The 16443-nt window shown below is 51.0% G+C and carries 9 protein-coding genes and 2 riboswitches; of the genes, 4 read left to right on the forward strand and 5 right to left on the reverse strand.

Features of this window, described 5'->3' with window-relative positions:
* Positions 1-8: 8 nt before the first annotated feature.
* The 5 genes from CSD97_RS11450 to CSD97_RS11470 form a co-directional block, all read right to left on the reverse strand.
* Positions 9-3920, reverse strand: coding sequence for a cobaltochelatase subunit CobN (locus CSD97_RS11450; RefSeq protein ID WP_098032415.1), 3912 nt, complete (start codon positions 3918-3920; stop codon positions 9-11).
* A 15-nt stretch (positions 3921-3935) separates the two neighbouring features.
* Positions 3936-5450, reverse strand: coding sequence for a PepSY domain-containing protein (locus CSD97_RS11455; RefSeq protein WP_005836677.1), 1515 nt, complete (start codon positions 5448-5450; stop codon positions 3936-3938).
* A 69-nt stretch (positions 5451-5519) separates the two neighbouring features.
* The gene (locus tag CSD97_RS11460; RefSeq protein WP_005829367.1) at positions 5520-6467 is read right to left on the reverse strand and encodes a sirohydrochlorin cobaltochelatase; all 948 of its coding nucleotides are present in this window, start codon (positions 6465-6467) and stop codon (positions 5520-5522) included.
* A 17-nt stretch (positions 6468-6484) separates the two neighbouring features.
* On the reverse strand, positions 6485-7789 hold the full coding sequence (locus CSD97_RS11465) for a hypothetical protein (protein ID WP_005829365.1): 1305 nt from the start codon (positions 7787-7789) through the stop codon (positions 6485-6487).
* Positions 7790-7810: 21 nt separating this feature from the next.
* The gene (locus CSD97_RS11470) at positions 7811-10171 is read right to left on the reverse strand and encodes a TonB-dependent receptor (RefSeq protein ID WP_098032416.1); all 2361 of its coding nucleotides are present in this window, start codon (positions 10169-10171) and stop codon (positions 7811-7813) included.
* 122 nt (positions 10172-10293) lie between these two features.
* Positions 10294-10502: riboswitch (cobalamin riboswitch) on the reverse strand.
* 42 nt (positions 10503-10544) lie between these two features.
* A riboswitch (cobalamin riboswitch) is annotated at positions 10545-10750 on the forward strand.
* A gap of 134 nt (positions 10751-10884) precedes the next feature.
* Between CSD97_RS11470 and accC the strand changes: the two genes are divergently transcribed.
* The 4 genes from accC to CSD97_RS11490 all read left to right on the forward strand — a co-directional run bounded on the left by accC (position 10885) and on the right by CSD97_RS11490 (position 16350).
* Positions 10885-12396, forward strand: a complete 1512-nt coding sequence (gene accC / locus CSD97_RS11475) for an acetyl-CoA carboxylase biotin carboxylase subunit (protein ID WP_098032417.1) — start codon at positions 10885-10887, stop codon at positions 12394-12396.
* 31 nt (positions 12397-12427) lie between these two features.
* Positions 12428-12943 carry an acetyl-CoA carboxylase biotin carboxyl carrier protein subunit gene (locus CSD97_RS11480; RefSeq protein ID WP_005836686.1) on the forward strand — a complete coding sequence of 172 codons (516 nt, stop codon included), beginning with the start codon at positions 12428-12430 and terminating at the stop codon, positions 12941-12943.
* 54 nt (positions 12944-12997) lie between these two features.
* Complete coding sequence (locus CSD97_RS11485) at positions 12998-14530, forward strand: acyl-CoA carboxylase subunit beta (RefSeq protein WP_022401007.1); 1533 nt, start codon at positions 12998-13000, stop codon at positions 14528-14530.
* Positions 14531-14664: 134 nt separating this feature from the next.
* Entirely contained in the window at positions 14665-16350 is a 1686-nt protein-coding gene (locus CSD97_RS11490) for a putative transporter (protein WP_009038541.1), read from the forward strand.
* Positions 16351-16443: the final 93 nt, after the last annotated feature.

A 16443-nucleotide genomic window follows, 5' to 3' on the forward strand; every position in this document is an offset into this window, starting at 1 on the left:
GTTTCTATTTATTCTTTTTTTCTTTTCTTCAACAGTACGACCAGTCCGATGAAGGTGATGACGACAAGACTGCCTGCAACCACTCCGTTCACCCTGTTCTTACGTACCGTTTGTTCGGAAGTCAGTTTGTGTTCTTTCAGTACGACATCCTTGCCATCGGTTGCGGATGCTTCGTGTACCTCCTTCATGTTCTGGGTATAGGTCTGCTTCTCGCTATTATCCAACTGGTCGGCAACGAACGACTGTAGCTTGTCATTGTCGCAAACGAATTCGGTACAAGCGGCACCTTTTTCGCGTGTGATTTGTGCATGCAGGGAAGCAGTGGTTTTCAGTTGCTCATCAGATGCTTTCCAGTAACCTTTGCGGGCGCTTTCCAGCATGACGGCTGTCATAGCCTGGAATGCGGCGGGATTGACGCGGAGGAAGTACTCGTGAATGCCCAGCTTATTCTCATCCTTTATATACATTCTATACAAGTCATTGAACAGTTCTTTGTCCATGGCCGACGGACGCATGACGTGCCAGCCGAAGATGTTGCGGAAGATTTCGCCGAACATCTGCGCCGAACCTTCCCCGCCTTTCATCCGCTCTTGTATAAAGGTAGGGTTCAAGATGGTGGAACGTGTCTCTACGGCAATGGCCTCTTTGGCATCCTGCATGCGGCGGTTGGTCCGGTTGCGGTAGTCTGCCATATAGGCATCCGGTTCCTTGCTGGTCACGGTTTTGACGGTGAGCGAGAGTCCACCCGTAAATTCGTATACATGATCCAGGGAGATGGGGCCCCATGTGTTACTTTGACGGGGCTGGATGACAACATCCGTTTCGGACAGTGCCGAGGCAAACAAACCTTCCTGGACGTCTCCCCAATTTTCGTCGTCCCCATAAGAGGCACCCATATTGTTGAGGTATCCTTCGGCTATCTCCTTTTCGCTTTCCCACGAGCCGCTGTGCTCGGTATAGGCCATCATACCGGTACTGTATCCGCTGTTGACCGGTCCGAATACACGCATCACAGACATTTCACGGGCACGTTTGGGGGAAGTTCCCTTTTCTACCAGTAATTTTTCCTGCAACAGTGTACCCGATGCCACATAGTTGGGATAGGTCTCATCTCCGGCTTCCGATGTCAGACGTATAGCATCGGTCAGTAACTTCAAGCGGGAACCGGCTATGTCGCGTAGCTGTCCGGACACTTGTACCAGCACATTGATGCGCGGACGCCCCAGTTCTTCACTGGGCACCAGTTTCAGGTCAACCACTCTGCCTTGGGCGTCGCGTACGGGTTCTACTCCCAGCATCCAGAATACCTGGGCCAGCGTAGCTCCTTCCGTATTGATGAATTCGCCTGCCCAGAAGGTATAGCTTACTTTCCGGGGATATTCGCCGTGCTTGCTGATGTACTGTTTTAAAGTCGCTTCTGCCAATCGCTTTCCATCTTCCCAAGCCCTTGGGTTGGGAGTATTCTCGGCGTTGATGCTGTACATGTTGCGTCCGGTGGGCAGAACGTTCGGGTTCAGTACGGGGTCACCTCCCGGCGCAGGGAATACGGTTCCTCCGCTGAGTGCACGCACCATGGCATTCTGTTCGTTGACGGGGGAGGCAAGCAACTGTTCGCGATAGAGTAGGGCGGGGCGAAGCTCCGGTGCTACAGATGCAGTATCCTTGGGTGGATTCTGGAGTAAGGCGGTCAGCCTTTTCCTGGCGGCAGGCAAGTAGTGGTGGGCTATATAGGTGAAGTCTTGCAACTGTTCTGTGGTGATTTTACCTTTATCACGGTCCTTGCGGGCCGTTTCGTATGCCAGCGGGTCGGCAGCGACGGCGAGAGTGGTAGTCAGCAGGTCGCGGTCAGAATAAGGCTCGTTCATGGTGTAGTACGCACCCAGTATCTTTTCGTTGGCTATCTCTTCGGTGAAGGCATCCAGACGTTCCAACTCCTCGGCTGTATAGGGTTCGCCGGATATGGAATCCAGATTGAGGTCGCGGTGCAGCCCCAGGCGCATGGCCTCTTTTTTGATGTTCATTCCCAGAGCCCGGTGTTTGGCAGTCCCTTCGTCCAGCACTTTGTGAATATCTTCCAGCAAGGCCGAATAGCGTTGGCGCATACCGCTCTCCACGTAGGGCGGAGTGAGATGGGTGACCAGTACGGCATGTGTCCGGCGTTTGGCAATGATACCCTCGCCTACGTTTCCGGTGGTATAGAAATAGAAGTGGGGGAGGTTACCAATCAGTACATCCGACCAGTCGGCCTGCGACTGTGCCACATTCTTTCCGGGCGTGTATTCCAAGTTGCCGTGGGTGCCGAAGTGAATCACTGCATCTGCCTTGAATCCTTTTTGCATATACAGATAAGGAGCCAGGTAGCTGTGGGGCGGCGCTACCGGCATTCCATGCACCAGTTTGAACTCATCATCTCCCAATGCCGGGCGGGGCTGGGGGAAGAGTAGGATATTGCCGAATTGCAGGCAGGCAATGGCAATACTGTCCTCTGTTACCAGCAGATTGCCGGGCGCATCTCCATATCTGTCTGTCACTTCCTGATATTTCTCGGGAAGGAGTACTTCGTGTGCCCATTGTTCGTATTGCTCGGTAGAAAGCCATATCGGGTGTGCCGTTTTCAAAAACTGTTCTTGTGCTCCTTTGGCATACGAACCCATGACGGCACCGTCACGATGTATCCGCTTGCCGAACTCCTCTACAGTAGCAGGCAGTCCACTGACGTCGTACCCTTCCGAACGCAGGCGTTTCAAGAAGTTATAGAGTGAAGGAATCACTTCCATACCGCTTGCCAGCAGGGCGTCTTTTCCCGGAGTCTTGAAGTAACAGATAGCAACGCGCTTTTCTTTGTTGGACATGTCTCTCAAGGACATGTACTTGGTAATATGGTCCACTACGGCATCTATCCGTTCATTTTCAGCGGTGTACAGATAGTATCCGTGTTTGTTTTCGTTTTGGGTAGCGATGCAGAGGGGTAGCATGCCTCCATCTATCTCAGGCACCACTACACGGGCGGTCAGTGTGCCACCGCTGACGGGGGTATCCGGGTCCAGCCATTCCTCGTGGGGCTGAATCAGCGGGAAGGGCATGAATAAAGGAATGTTTTCCTGGTGCAGCCAGTTGATGAGTGAGTCATTGCCCAGCCGTCCCATAGGCAGGTAGACTACTGCATCGGGATGGAGGGTACGTATCATATCGGCACGCGGTTGACCTCCGGCTGTGAAAGGATAGACATTGAAGCCTGCTTGTGTCAAGCACGTGATGAGGGAATCTACGTGGGCACGGTTTCCTTCCATCGGAAAGTTGAGTCCGGAAATCAGGGCAAGGTTGCGTCCGTCCTCATGGTAGAGATTTTTTTCTTTCAGATAGGCGGTCACCTCTTGCGGAGTACTGAAGTAGCGGCCGTATTCGCGGTGGTAGAACATGTTCTCCAGCAATGGGATGGGAGGCTCGTAATCCTGGTGTCCCCACCGGTGGGGAGTGGCGATGTGGCGCAGGTAGAGTAAGGCATTCCGGTAGTTGTGCTTGTTGCCGTTCTTGAGATACTCCCGTAGCGTATGCTGTTGTTCATTGGTAACATTGTGATTGAGGGAGAGGGTGAAATTTCGTAACGTATTCGTAAAGACTGGTACTCCGCTGGCACCCACCCGTTCCACTTCGGCAATCTGGCCGTCGTCAAGGTATAGCCCTCTGCTGTACATCACGATGGCATCATAGCCGGAAAGGTCCTTCACCTCTTCTTTTTTTATGCAGGTGACTTCTATCCGGGCGCAGTCATTGTTCAGGGCAATGTCGGCAGCTTGTGCCAGGGTTGCGTTGATAATAAGTATACGTGTAGGAGCAAGCCAGTACTGATAGGCCGCAAAGCTGCAGACAATCAATAGGGCTATGCTGCCGAGGAATATTCCAAGTCTTTTCTTATTCATACAAGTTTATTCTCGTTAATAGCGTTTTTGTCTTTTACAACATTTTCTTCTTATATAATTCACACTTAACGCCACACCCGTGATGCAAACGGCTGTACCTCCAAGCAGCAATACCCAAAGCACAGTCTTGCGCAGGGTGGCATTGGAGTTCAGACCGGGCAGACGCATGCGGTGCAGGGCTGTATAGCTCCAGTATTTCCAGCGGGAGGAGGTGTCTACATGGCGGATGATTCCCGTTTCCGGGTGAATGTAATAGACGCTCCGGTCCGGGTCGTCCACCGTTATCTTCCAGACGGGAAGCTGGGGTCGTCCGCGATACATATTGCTCATGTCGCGATAGTAGGTCTCGAAATGTTCGAGCCGGGAGATACGTATGCCGGGGATATGTTGTGAAGAATCACGCTGGGAGGTATAAATGCTTTCCACGCCTTTCAGGATTTCTTCTTCGGAGAGTTGTAACGGACGCGGCAGGCTGTCGGCGGCATCGATGTAATACTCGTTTTTTCTATCTTTTACGATGTAGTAGGGATGTTCGCGGAAGTTGCGCCACTCTATCTGCAAAGCTTGGGGATAGGCAGCTATGACACGGCGGTAGTCCAAGGGGTAATCCTCCGGTTGTGGGGCACGGGCATGGAGCGTGCGTGTGGCGCTGCCTTTCTTCAGTGCCGGTTTATGAATCCATTCGGGAATGTCTGCCAGAGACATCATGCCGCTGAAGGTGAAGGTCAGTACGAAGATGCCGAAAAAGATTCCGCTGACGTAGTGCCAGTGATACCATCTTTTTCGGTAGGGGGAGAACTTGGGATGGCGGCTTCGGTGCGTCTTACGCCATACATCCACAGTTACCCAAATGCCGGCAATGACCATGAGACAACCCAGAGCTGTGAGCCAGATGACGGTCTTAGTCCAAAGGACGGTGTCCTGCCGCAGCCAGGTGAAGTATACCCAGTGGGGAATGGCACCCAGCCATGCCCAGAAGCGTTCGCTTCTGTTGGAGAACTGCAAGGCCTCACCGTTTTGTGAACTCAGATAGAGCTGTGTCCCGGCATCGTCGGCAAAGTATATTTTATAAATGGGCATTTCCTTTTTCAGTTCAGCGAAGGGAATCCATTGGTCCAGAGAGTGGAGGGTGTCGATACGGGTAATGGGAGAAGAACACCACAAAGCTGCTGTCCGGTGCAGGTGTTCACTGTCCAGAGAGGGTCGTGAGATGGTGGAATCGGCAAGGAAATGAAGCGTGCCTTTTGTGGTACTAAAGCTGAACTCGGGGTGTCCGGCATTGAGGTTCAGTATCGTAGACCTGACCTTTACGCCACGGGGCAGGCGGGCTGTGACGGAGGAGATGTCCGGAAGTGAGTCTCCGGTTTGGGAGAGCATATCCAGCTTTTGCATTTTCTCTTTGGCGCTGACACGGGGAAAGCGGTGGTACATCATCACGAAGGCGGAGAGGAACCACATGAGAAATAGGATACAGAGCAAAGTGCCCAGTATCCTATGAATAGAGTACATCAGTTTGGTGATAACATTCATTGTCGTTCGCGTTTTTCCTGCAAAAGTACAAGATGATTCAAGAACACTAAATACCCACTAATGGGTATATTATTCTGTGTCTTTTCCGGCAGCATAGGCCGCCTTCTTCGTCATGATGTCCAGCATGCGGTGCTTCAGTCCGAAACGGATATGGTCAATGAATATTTCTTGAATTTCCGGAATTTGTCCCAGTCCTTCCAGTTGTGCACTGACGGTGAAGCCTTCTTTCTCGAGCATCTCCTTCCACTCTCCGGCAATGTCGTTTTTGGCATGGTCTCCGGCAACAAACATGAAGGGTATGAGGGTCACACGTTTGGCTTTCCCGGCTTTCAGTTGTGCCAGCATGGTGTCAAAGGTTGGATAACCTTCGATGGTGCCCACATGGAAATTGGTCAGTCCGCCTGCTTTCAGCATATAGTCCATCTGACTGTAGATGGCGGTACTGGGGGTATAGGTGCCGTGGCCCACAAGGACGAAGTGTTCTTTGGTAGCTTTCTTGCTTTGTGCCGGGGCGTTGTAGCGGTTCCCCAGAATACTTGCCACTTTCTCTGCATCTTCGATAGAGTAGAGCAGGGGAGTACCTACACGTATTTCCTTGAAGAAGGGTAGTGCGTTTTCCACATCCCGGCGGAGGGATTCCATTTCTACTCCGTCAATGATGTTGGTACTCTGTACGATGAGGTGTGTGTAACCTTCGCTGCGCAGTTTCAGCATGGCATCCAGTGGAGTCAGCTTCGTGATGCCGCGCTCTTTCAAGCGGCGGATGATGATGCGCGACGTATAGGCTTCTTGGAACTTCAACTCCGGGAAGGCGGCTTGTGCCTTGGCGTTGATGGCATCAATGGTGAGGGCGCGGGTATCGTCGTGCGTAGTGCCGAAGTGCACCATGAGCAGGGCGGCTTTGTCGCCGGGTTTCATACTTGCAAGCATATCGCTGTGCTCGTAGTTGCCTCCCCCGTGCGCATGGCAGAGGAGGAGGAAATTACAAAGGAATAAAAAGACAAACAAATTCTTCATAAATACTGATGCTTGTTTTAATCGTTCTCTATGACACGTATCATATCGAAGTAGAAGCGTCCGTCCACTTCGGCTCCTTTCTCTACATTACCGGTCTTGATGTCATAGATGTAGATAACGGCGTTGGCATCTTCTTCAGTGTTTACACCAATGTATGCTTTGTTGTTGAAGATGACAGAACGCTGTGAGAAGCGACCGCCGCTGTAACCGATTTCCTTGCCATCATAGCTTAAGCGTGTCTTGGTTCCGGTGGTAAGATCGAGGATGGCGTAGTAGTGAGAGTAAGCGTCGATGCCGGGTTGCTTATCTGCAGCGGGTCTATCGGCATTGTCATTACGTGCATACACTAAGGCTTTGTTCCCTTCCAGATATTGAATGGTCAGCAATTTGCCGTCGGCATTGGGATAGCCGTTGTAGGAAGCGTCGAATTCTGTTTCGCCTTTGTTGATACGTAGCAGGATGCCTTTGAAAAAAGCGTTATCTTCTTCGTGGAAACAAGCTAGGTAGAGATTGTCTGCTTCGTCGTACATTACGCAGTTTTGCATCAGTTCTCCGTAAGCGCTTCCTGCCATTTCGCATTCGATGGGAGAGAGTACATCTTTTTCTACTTCCATGGTAGAGGGGTTGATAATGGCTGTATGGAAGTTAGGCTCTTGCTGGTCTATATTCGTCAAACCGTCTGTCTCTTTCCAATAGTAGAAGTAGTACAATCTGTTGTCTGATTTGCGGTAGGTGAGGATACCGGAGCTTGTCAGTTTGAGCCAGTTGGTGGGGGCTGGTATGTTGAGTTCACCTTCAGCAAGGATAGTCAAGTCCTCTGCGTTCAGTTTCGTATAAAGAATCTTGTCCTTCTTACCATTGGTAGACATGATGACGAGTGTGTTGTCATCAATCCAGGCATGTGTGTAGGAACGTACCTTATAGCTGTTGGCCTTGAAAGGACGTTCTGCAATAACCTGAACTGCATTGTTCTTGATTTGATATTTTACGAAACGGTCGTTGGTTGCGGGTATTTGGTAGTAATATTTTCCTTTTGAGATAGTCTCCATGGAATAATCTCCCAGTTCCGAACCTTCTCTTTTCACAGTGATGACACCCTGCTCTGTGGCCAATGAGTTGACGCTATGGACAATAGTGGTATTCTTGCTACTCATCCCACCGTGTTTGTCTACGGTGACAAATAGGTCGAAGTGATAGTTATCCTCATTGACTTCCGGGTCGGGATTAGGATTAGGTTCCGGGTCATCATCGGAACACGCTGTGAATGACAGTGCCATCATGGCAGCCATAAAGGCAATCAGTGTAAATTTGAATTTTCTCATTTTGAATGAATTATTAAATGATTAGTTAATGAATAGTCTGAATTTAGCAAAAAAAGCACGTCCGGGCTTCTGCAGCTTGTAGTTGTCATAGGCTGTCTTGTCGAGGAAGTTGGTACACTCCAAAGCCAGATTATAGCGTCCGCGTCTCCATGAGTAAGTGATGTCGGCATTACAGATGTGCTGGGCGGGAATGCGTGCCTTGTTATCATATGCGCCGTAAGCTTCCCAGGTCAGGAAGTACCAGTGTACCCATTGATAGGTACAACCCAGGCGCAATCTGCTTTCGGGCAGGGCAATGTTGCGGAAGGTATAATAAGCCTCTACGCTACCGAATAGCCACGGGCGGTTGGGCACACGGTTGTTATAGGTGGCAGAGGGCTTTCCGTCACCCTTGTACTTCTGCTGGTCGCGAGTGTCCTGGTAGCTGACGTTTGTGGCGAGTTGCAGTCTGCCTTGCCAGTCGTAGCGCATTTCCCCTTCCGCACCTTTTACATGGACAGCCGGGACGTTGGTATATTGCATTGTACCCTCTTTCTCGGCAATGCTGGTCTGAATGTAGTTGTCTACCTTACGGAAAAATCCGCTCATCTCATAATAGAATGTATGTCCATTGCCCGGGTGCCATGTGCCGAACAGAGAGGCATTGAAGTTGTTGCTGTTTTCCGGTTTCAGTGCCACGTTGGCATAGATGGTGGTACCGTTTCCCAACAGCTCGCGGGCGATGGGCAGTCTTACGCTATGCTCGTAGGATACTTTGATGGATAAAGGTTCCACGATGATATACCGGAGTCCGGCACCGTAACCCAGGTAGTTCTTGGTGGTGGAGCCTTGCACATCCTTCGAGCCGGTCACGCTGGATTGGTCGGTCTGCCGGATATTGGGATGGTTGATGTAGTCTTTTATGAAGAATACGTTTTCCATCTTGCCATCCAACAGAGACTGGTTGTAGGAGAGTCCCAGGATATGTTTGGTAACCACATCTTTTGACGGCTCGAAGCTGGTATCAAGGTCATCGAAGCGGTCGTTTCCGGTACGGCTCAAATGGTAGTTCAGATTAAAGCTGTGATGGGTATTCAGCTGATAGTCCAGGTTGGTGCGCATGATGGTGAGCGGACGCTTGTAGTGGCGCATGGATGGTTCTTTGCCCATAATCTCGTTGCGCTGGCTCACGATGTATCCTCCGTCCCAATAGTACTTCCGATAGGCAGTGTCCACGGTCAAGGAATGGTCCCAGGTGTGGGAGAGGGAGGCATTCAGTTGCATGTTCTTCAGGATGAAGTTGTACTTCTGATAGCGGGCAGAGATGTTCCAGGAATCGGAATTCCTTTCTGCCATTCCGTATACTTTGTTTTGAACAGACCCCGTCTGCAGTTCCTTGTCTGTTTTTGAATAGGAGGCGGAAACAAAGAAAGCATCAGCCCAGGATTTGTTGACAAATCCGGCTTCCACCTGTGCCAGTAGAGAGAAGTAGCCGTCATGAAAACGCTTGGGATTGCCATATATGAAGTTGTCCCCGCTTTCGTCGCGCATCTGTACATTCTTCATTCTATAATCGTTTTTGGAGTAGTTGATGCCAACGGTGGGCCGGACTATTAGTCCGGTTTTCTTTTCTACGAACTGTGCATTCAAGTCTGCCTTGTGGGTATGGAAGGAGCCGATGCCGTAAGATACATCCAGATAATCCTTTTTTTCCTGCTTTGTAATGATATTGATGGTGCCGCCCAGTGCATCTGTTCCCAAGCTGGCAGGGACTACTCCTTTGTATATCTCAATCCGGTCTATGATGTTAATGGGTAAGTTGGCGAGTGAAACACCGCTTCCTTTGGTGTCCAGTGGCATTCCGTCCAAAAAGTAGCGGACTGAATTTCCGGACAAGCCGTTGATGGAAAGGTCGAAGTCCGAGCCAACTCCGCCTTCCTCTCTCACCTTAATGCCCGTTGTACGGTTCACCAGGTCGTTGAGGTTATTCAGTGAGTTTACTATCGGCTTGATGTCGAGTGCATTGACAGCAAAGGCCCCTTCCTTCACTTTCTGCGTTCGGGTCTTTCCGTAAACCTCGACAGAGCTTAGCGTTACGGCACTTTCCTGCAATGTAAAGTTCTGTTTTTTATCCTGCCGGATGTCGAGGGATTGTTTCACGGTTTGGTAGCCCAGGAAGGAGACGACGAAGGTATGTTTACCCGGAGCGACTTGCAGTGAATACTTCCCCCGGTCGTCCGTATAGGTGCCGGAGGTGGTGTTTTCCACTGCGATGGTGGCTTGGGCTACCGGTGTCCCGTGCTGGTCTATGACTTTTCCGGATAAGGTGACCTTATTCTGTGCCATACTACCTGCAGGAAGCAGGCAGATAAATGTAAATAGCAGTCCTGTGATGAATCTCATTTCAGTTCCTTATAAGCGTTCGTAACTTGCCCTCAAGGAAAAAATGAACAAAGAGAAAGATTCCTTTATATGGATAAAGAATGCCCCGACTCGATGTTTTGTTGCTTTATTCCCCGAAAGCACTAAAACTATGTTGTCTTGGCAGGTCTTCTGACTTATCCCTCTTTGAATGCCTTCCCATCCGCCGGGCGGACAGTGGCTTGTAGAATATTCAAAGATTTTGGAAGGACTTACAGCAGCGGGTCTGTTCAGGATTTGCACCTGATTCCCTTTTTCATCACTCATCTCCAACAGAACCGGGAGAGGTGAAACCAAAACTGGGACAAAGATAACAAAAACTATTAGGTTTGCGAATACTCCTGATAATTTTTGTTATCTTTGCCCGCGAATTGGTTCCGGATGCATGTTTCCATCATCTGGATTAAAAGGGAATCGGGTGTAAATCCCGGACAGTCCCGCTGCTGTGAAGCTCCGTTTATATCATGAAAAACACCCTTGCCACTGATATGCATTGAAATATCGGGAAGGCTTCAGGATTAGGAGTCAGTCAGAAGACCTGCCATTCATTAAAGGCTGCCTTTGCTCGTGGGTTAGGAAGACAGTACGAAGATATTAGTTGAACATTTAAACAAGAAATGGAATGCCTTTGTTGAAGGTATGTCCGCATTGTGGTGTGACTATATATATCCTTTATATATTAAAGAAAAAGTAAAATGATTAAGAAAGTATTGATTGCTAACAGAGGTGAGATTGCCTTGCGCGTCATGCGTTCGTGCCGGGAGATGGGACTGCTTACGGTTGCCGTCTTTTCCGATGCCGACCGTACTTCTCATCATGTGGCATATGCCGATGAGGCTTATCCGATAGGACCGGCCGTGGCAAAAGAGAGTTATCTGAATATTGAAAAAGTGATTGCCACGGCAAAGCGATGCGGTGCCGATGCCATCCATCCGGGTTACGGCTTTTTGTCGGAGAACTCGGAGTTTGCACGCCGTTGCAAGGAGGAAGGGATTATCTTTATCGGTCCCGCTGCCGAGACGATGGAGGCGATGGGCGACAAGATAGCTGCCCGCAAGCGAATGATTGCGGCAGGCGTACCCGTGGTTCCCGGAACGGAACAACCTTTGCAGAGTGCCGAAGAAGCCGTGCGTATCTGCAACGAGATAGGTTACCCCGTGATGCTGAAGGCGTCTATGGGTGGCGGTGGTAAAGGTATGCGCCTTATCCATAACGAGAGCGAAGTGGTGGAAGCCTACAACACGGCACGCTCCGAGTCCATGTCCTCCTTTGGAGACGACACGGTCTATCTGGAGAAGTTCGTGGAAGAACCGCATCACATCGAGTTCCAGATATTGGGCGACAACCACGGCAACGTTATCCACCTTTTCGACCGCGAATGTTCCGTGCAGCGCCGCAACCAGAAGGTGGTAGAAGAAAGCCCGTCACCCTTCCTTACGCCGGAATTGCGCCGGGAAATGGGAGAGAAAGCGGTTGCCGCAGCAAAGGCAGTGAACTACTCCGGTGCAGGTACCATCGAGTTTCTGGTAGACAAGAACCGCCGTTTCTATTTCCTCGAAATGAATACGCGCCTGCAAGTGGAGCACCCCATCACGGAAGAGGTGGTAGGCGTAGACCTGGTGAAAGAGCAAATCCGTATTGCCAACGACGAGGTGTTGCACCTCAAGCAGGAGGACCTGTTCCAGCGCGGTCATGCCATAGAGTGCCGCATCTGTGCCGAAGATACGGAAAACAACTTCATGCCGTCTCCCGGTGTCATCAAGCAACTGACGGAGCCGAACGGAATCGGTGTGCGTATAGACAGCTATGTGTACGACGGCTATGAGATTCCCATCTACTACGACCCTATGATAGGTAAGCTCATCGTATGGGCAACCACCCGCCAGTATGCCATCGAGCGTATGCGCCGTGTGCTCTACGAGTACAAGATTACGGGCGTAAAGACCAACCTTGCCTATCTGAAGCGCATCATGCACGTGCCCGACTTTGTGAAGGGAGAGTACAACACCCTCTTTATCGAGAAGAACGCCCGCATGCTGGTACGCACCAATACCACCAACGAAGAGTTGGAGAACATTGCCATGATAGCCGCCTATATGGACTATCTGGTTAATCTGGAGGAGAACGTTTCGGCACAGCTGTCCGATGGCCGCCCCATCAGCCGTTGGAGGGAATTCGGCTTGCAGAAGGGAGTGCTTAGGATTTAAGGAATGGAAAATTGATAATGGAGATTTAATAATGGAAATACATATAGGAGACCGTATAGCAGACATTACCCTGGTGGGTAAGGAAGGAAATAAGGTTCAGCTTACCATTGACGGAAAGCCTTACGAAGTGGACATTGTGATGGCGGAGAACGGAAGTTGCTCCATCCTGCACAACGGAAACTCGTTCAACGCAGGCCTTGTGCGCGGCGAGGGAGGAAAGAGCTATGACATCAGCATGCTCCAGCGTTCCTTCCACGTAGACATTGTAGACACGCAAGCCAAGTATCTGCACATGAAGAAAGGAGCCGACGAGAAGCAGGGCGACAAGATTTTGGCTCCGATGCCGGGCAAGGTGGTAAGCATTCCCGTCAAGGTGGGCGACCGACTGGCTGCCGGAGACATTGCCGTGGTGCTGGAAGCCATGAAGATGCAGAGTAACTATAAGGTAAATGCCGACTGCATCGTCCGCAACATTCTCGTGAGCGAGGGCGAACCGGTGAATGCCAACCAGGTATTGATTGAATTGGAGTTGATAAAGGAGGAATAATCCCGAGTCGCATTCAGTCCGTATATTATAAATCACTAAATTGTAAATGCAGATATGAACAGAGAAGAAATATACCGCCAGTTTGAGGAACTGGACAAACGTGCCTCGCTGGGTGGGGGCGTAGACAAGATAGAGAAACAACACGCCTCCGGCCGCATGACTGCCCGCGAACGTATTGACATGCTGCTGGACAAAGGCTCGTTCAATGAGCTGGACAAGTTCGTGAACCATCGCTGCACCAACTTCGGCATGGAGAAGAAGCAGATTGCCGGAGACGGCATGGTGTCCGGTTACGGAAAGATAGACGGCCGCCTTGTATTTGTCTATGCCTACGACTTCACGGCGCATGGCGGTTCGCTCAGCGAGACGAATGCCGCAAAGATTGTGAAGGTGCAGCAGCTTGCCCTGAAGAACGGTGCTCCCGTCATTGCCCTCAACGATTCGGGCGGCGCACGCATCCAGGAAGGTGTGAACAGCTTGGCAGGCTATGCCTCCATCTTCTATCAGAACACCATTGCGTCGGGTGTCATTCCGCAGATATCTGCCATTCTGGGTCCGTGTGCCGGTGGGGCATGCTACTCTCCGGCGCTTACCGACTTTATCTTCATGGTAAAGGAGCAGAGCCACATGTTCATCACCGGTCCGGACGTGGTAAAGACCGTGACCCACGAGGAGGTGGACAAGGAGGAACTGGGCGGTGCCTATACGCATAGCAGCAAGAGCGGCGTTACTCACTTCATGTGCAATACGGAGGAGGAGACACTGATGAGCATCCGCGAGCTGCTGAGCTTCCTGCCGTCCAACAATATGGAAGATGCTCCCTTCACTCCCTGCTCCGACGATATCCATCGCCGGGTAGAGACGCTTCAGACCGTTATCCCCGAAGACCCGAACATGCCCTATGACATCAAGGATATTATAGAACCGGTGCTGGACAACCAGTACTTCTTCGAAGTGATGCCTCACTTTGCCAAGAACGTCGTTATCGGTTTCGGTCGTCTGAACGGGCGTTCGGTAGGTATCGTGGCAAACCAGCCTGCCTATTTGGCGGGTGTGCTCGATATTGATGCCAGCGACAAGGCGGCACGTTTCATTCGTTTCTGCGACTGCTTCAACATCCCGCTGATAACCTTCGAAGATGTTCCCGGCTTCTTGCCCGGAACGATGCAGGAGCACAACGGCATCATCCGCCACGGCGCCAAGATTGTCTATGCCTACGCTGAGGCTACCGTGCCCAAGATAACGCTGATTACCCGCAAGGCATACGGCGGCGCCTACATCGTGATGTCCAGCAAGCCGACGGGTGCCGACGTGAACCTGGCTTATCCGCAGGCGGAAATCGCCGTGATGGGTGCCGAGGGTGCAGTGAACATCCTCTACCGCAAGTCCTCTGCCGAAGAGAAGCAGGAGATTATCAAGGAGTATGAAGACAAGTTCTCCAACCCTTACCGCGCCGCCGAGCGTGGCCTCATAGATGAGGTCATCATGCCGCGCGATACCCGCTACAAGCTAGTGCAGGCATTGGAGATGGCGCACAACAAGAATCAGAGCAATCCACCGAAAAAGCACGGCAACATGCCTTTATAATAGTAGTTATTTTTTATGTGTGAAATGCGTATCCCCGGAGAAGTGATTTCTGTGGGGATACACTTTTTAAATAGAGAATTAAGAATTAAACAGTAAGGTTGAAAAGTAAAAACTAAAAACTAAAGATAGAAACTATGGAACTATTAAGAAACCTCTTTGAGGGTTATCCCAATCTTTGGGGCGGAGGAGTGGCACACTCTGTCCTGATTCTGTCCCTGGTCATCACCTTCGGTATCATGCTGGGCAAGTTGAAGGTGGCAGGCATCTCGCTGGGTGTCACCTGGATTTTGTTTGTGGGCATTGTCTTCGGACATTTCGACATGAACCTCGACGAACATCTGCTGCACTTCCTGAAGGAGTTCGGCTTGATACTGTTTGTCTATTCCATCGGTCTGCAAGTGGGACCGGGATTCTTCTCCGCTTTCAAAAAGGGCGGACTTACGCTGAACATGGTAGCAATGCTTTCCGTCTTCCTCAGCGTGGTTATCACCATTGTATTGCACTTTGCCACCGGAATTCCCATTACTACGATGGTGGGTATCTTGTCCGGAGCCGTGACCAATACCCCCGGTTTGGGTGCTGCCCAGCAGGCAAACAGTGACCTCAACGGGGTGGATGCTCCGGAAATCGCACTCGGATATGCCGTTGCCTATCCGCTGGGTGTGGTGGGCTGCATCCTGGCGCTGCTAGCCTTGAAGATTTTCATGCGGATTAACACCCAAAAAGAAGAGGAGGATGCCGAGCACGGGCTGGGCCATCTGCAGGAGCTGACCGTGCGTCCCATATCGGTAGAGATACGCAATGAGGCAATAGACGGCAAGCGGATCAGAGATGTGAAACCATTGTTGAACCGTGCGTTTGTCATCTCCCGCATCCGGCACACCGGCAGTCAGGAAACAGAACTGGCGAATGCCGATACAGTGCTGCACATGCAGGATGAAATTCTGTTCATTGCCAACCCGAAAGATGTGGAGGCCATTGTTGCCTTCTTCGGAAGAAAAATTTCGGTGGAGTGGGAACGGGAGGACAAGAACTTGATTTCACGCCGCATCCTCATCACCAAGCCGGAACTGAACGGCAAGTCTCTGTCTCAGCTCAAGATACGTAACAACTTCGGTGCCTGCATCACCCGTATCAACCGTTCGGGCGTGGACCTGGTGGCAACTCCCCACTTGCAGTTGCAGATGGGAGACCGTGTGACGATTGTAGGCAGCGAGCTTGCCGTGAGTCATGCGGAGAAGGTGCTGGGTAACTCGCTGAAGCGTCTCAACCATCCCAACTTGATTCCTATCTTCCTGGGTATTGCCCTGGGATGTATCTTGGGCAGTCTGCCGTTCATGTTCCCCGGCATTCCCCAACCCGTGAAACTGGGACTGGCCGGCGGACCGTTGGTGGTTTCCATCCTCATCAGCCGTTTCGGGCCTCAATATAAGCTGATAACCTACACGACGATGAGTGCCAATCTGATGATACGCGAAATCGGTATCGCCTTGTTCCTGGCCTGCGTGGGGTTGGGTGCAGGAAAGGGATTCATCGATACCATTATCTACGAAGGCGGCTATGTGTGGATTGGCTATGGGGCCATCATCACGGTTGTCCCGTTGCTGGTGACAGGATTCATGGGGCGCTATTTTTGGAAGCTGAACTACTATACGCTGATAGGTGTGCTGTCCGGAGCTAACACCAATCCACCTGCATTGGCCTATTCCTCGGACTTGACATCCTGCGATGCCCCTGCGGTGGGATACGCCACGGTCTATCCGCTGGCTATGTTCCTGCGGGTGCTGACGGCTCAGTTGCTGATACTGGCACTGGCGTAGTTTCACCATAGATAATCTATGGTACATAGGTTGATTTGATAACAAGTAATGTAAAGAGAGCTAACAAGTAATGTCAGGCTGCTTTACATTACT

The sequence above is a fragment of the Bacteroides sp. AR29 genome, assembly GCF_900217715.1.
In the GTDB taxonomy this organism is placed as follows: Bacteria; Bacteroidota; Bacteroidia; order Bacteroidales; family Bacteroidaceae; genus Bacteroides; species Bacteroides uniformis.

Coding starts and splice junctions, on each gene's coding strand:
- CSD97_RS11460 (WP_005829367.1), bottom strand. CDS start 6,467: ATGAAGAATTTGTTTGTCTTTTTATTCCTTTGTAATTTCCTCCTCCTC.
- CSD97_RS11450 (WP_098032415.1), bottom strand. CDS start 3,920: ATGAATAAGAAAAGACTTGGAATATTCCTCGGCAGCATAGCCCTATTG.
- CSD97_RS11465 (WP_005829365.1), bottom strand. CDS start 7,789: ATGAGAAAATTCAAATTTACACTGATTGCCTTTATGGCTGCCATGATG.
- CSD97_RS11455 (WP_005836677.1), bottom strand. CDS start 5,450: ATGAATGTTATCACCAAACTGATGTACTCTATTCATAGGATACTGGGC.
- CSD97_RS11490 (WP_009038541.1), top strand. CDS start 14,665: ATGGAACTATTAAGAAACCTCTTTGAGGGTTATCCCAATCTTTGGGGC.
- CSD97_RS11480 (WP_005836686.1), top strand. CDS start 12,428: ATGGAAATACATATAGGAGACCGTATAGCAGACATTACCCTGGTGGGT.
- CSD97_RS11485 (WP_022401007.1), top strand. CDS start 12,998: ATGAACAGAGAAGAAATATACCGCCAGTTTGAGGAACTGGACAAACGT.
- CSD97_RS11470 (WP_098032416.1), bottom strand. CDS start 10,171: ATGAGATTCATCACAGGACTGCTATTTACATTTATCTGCCTGCTTCCT.
- accC (WP_098032417.1), top strand. CDS start 10,885: ATGATTAAGAAAGTATTGATTGCTAACAGAGGTGAGATTGCCTTGCGC.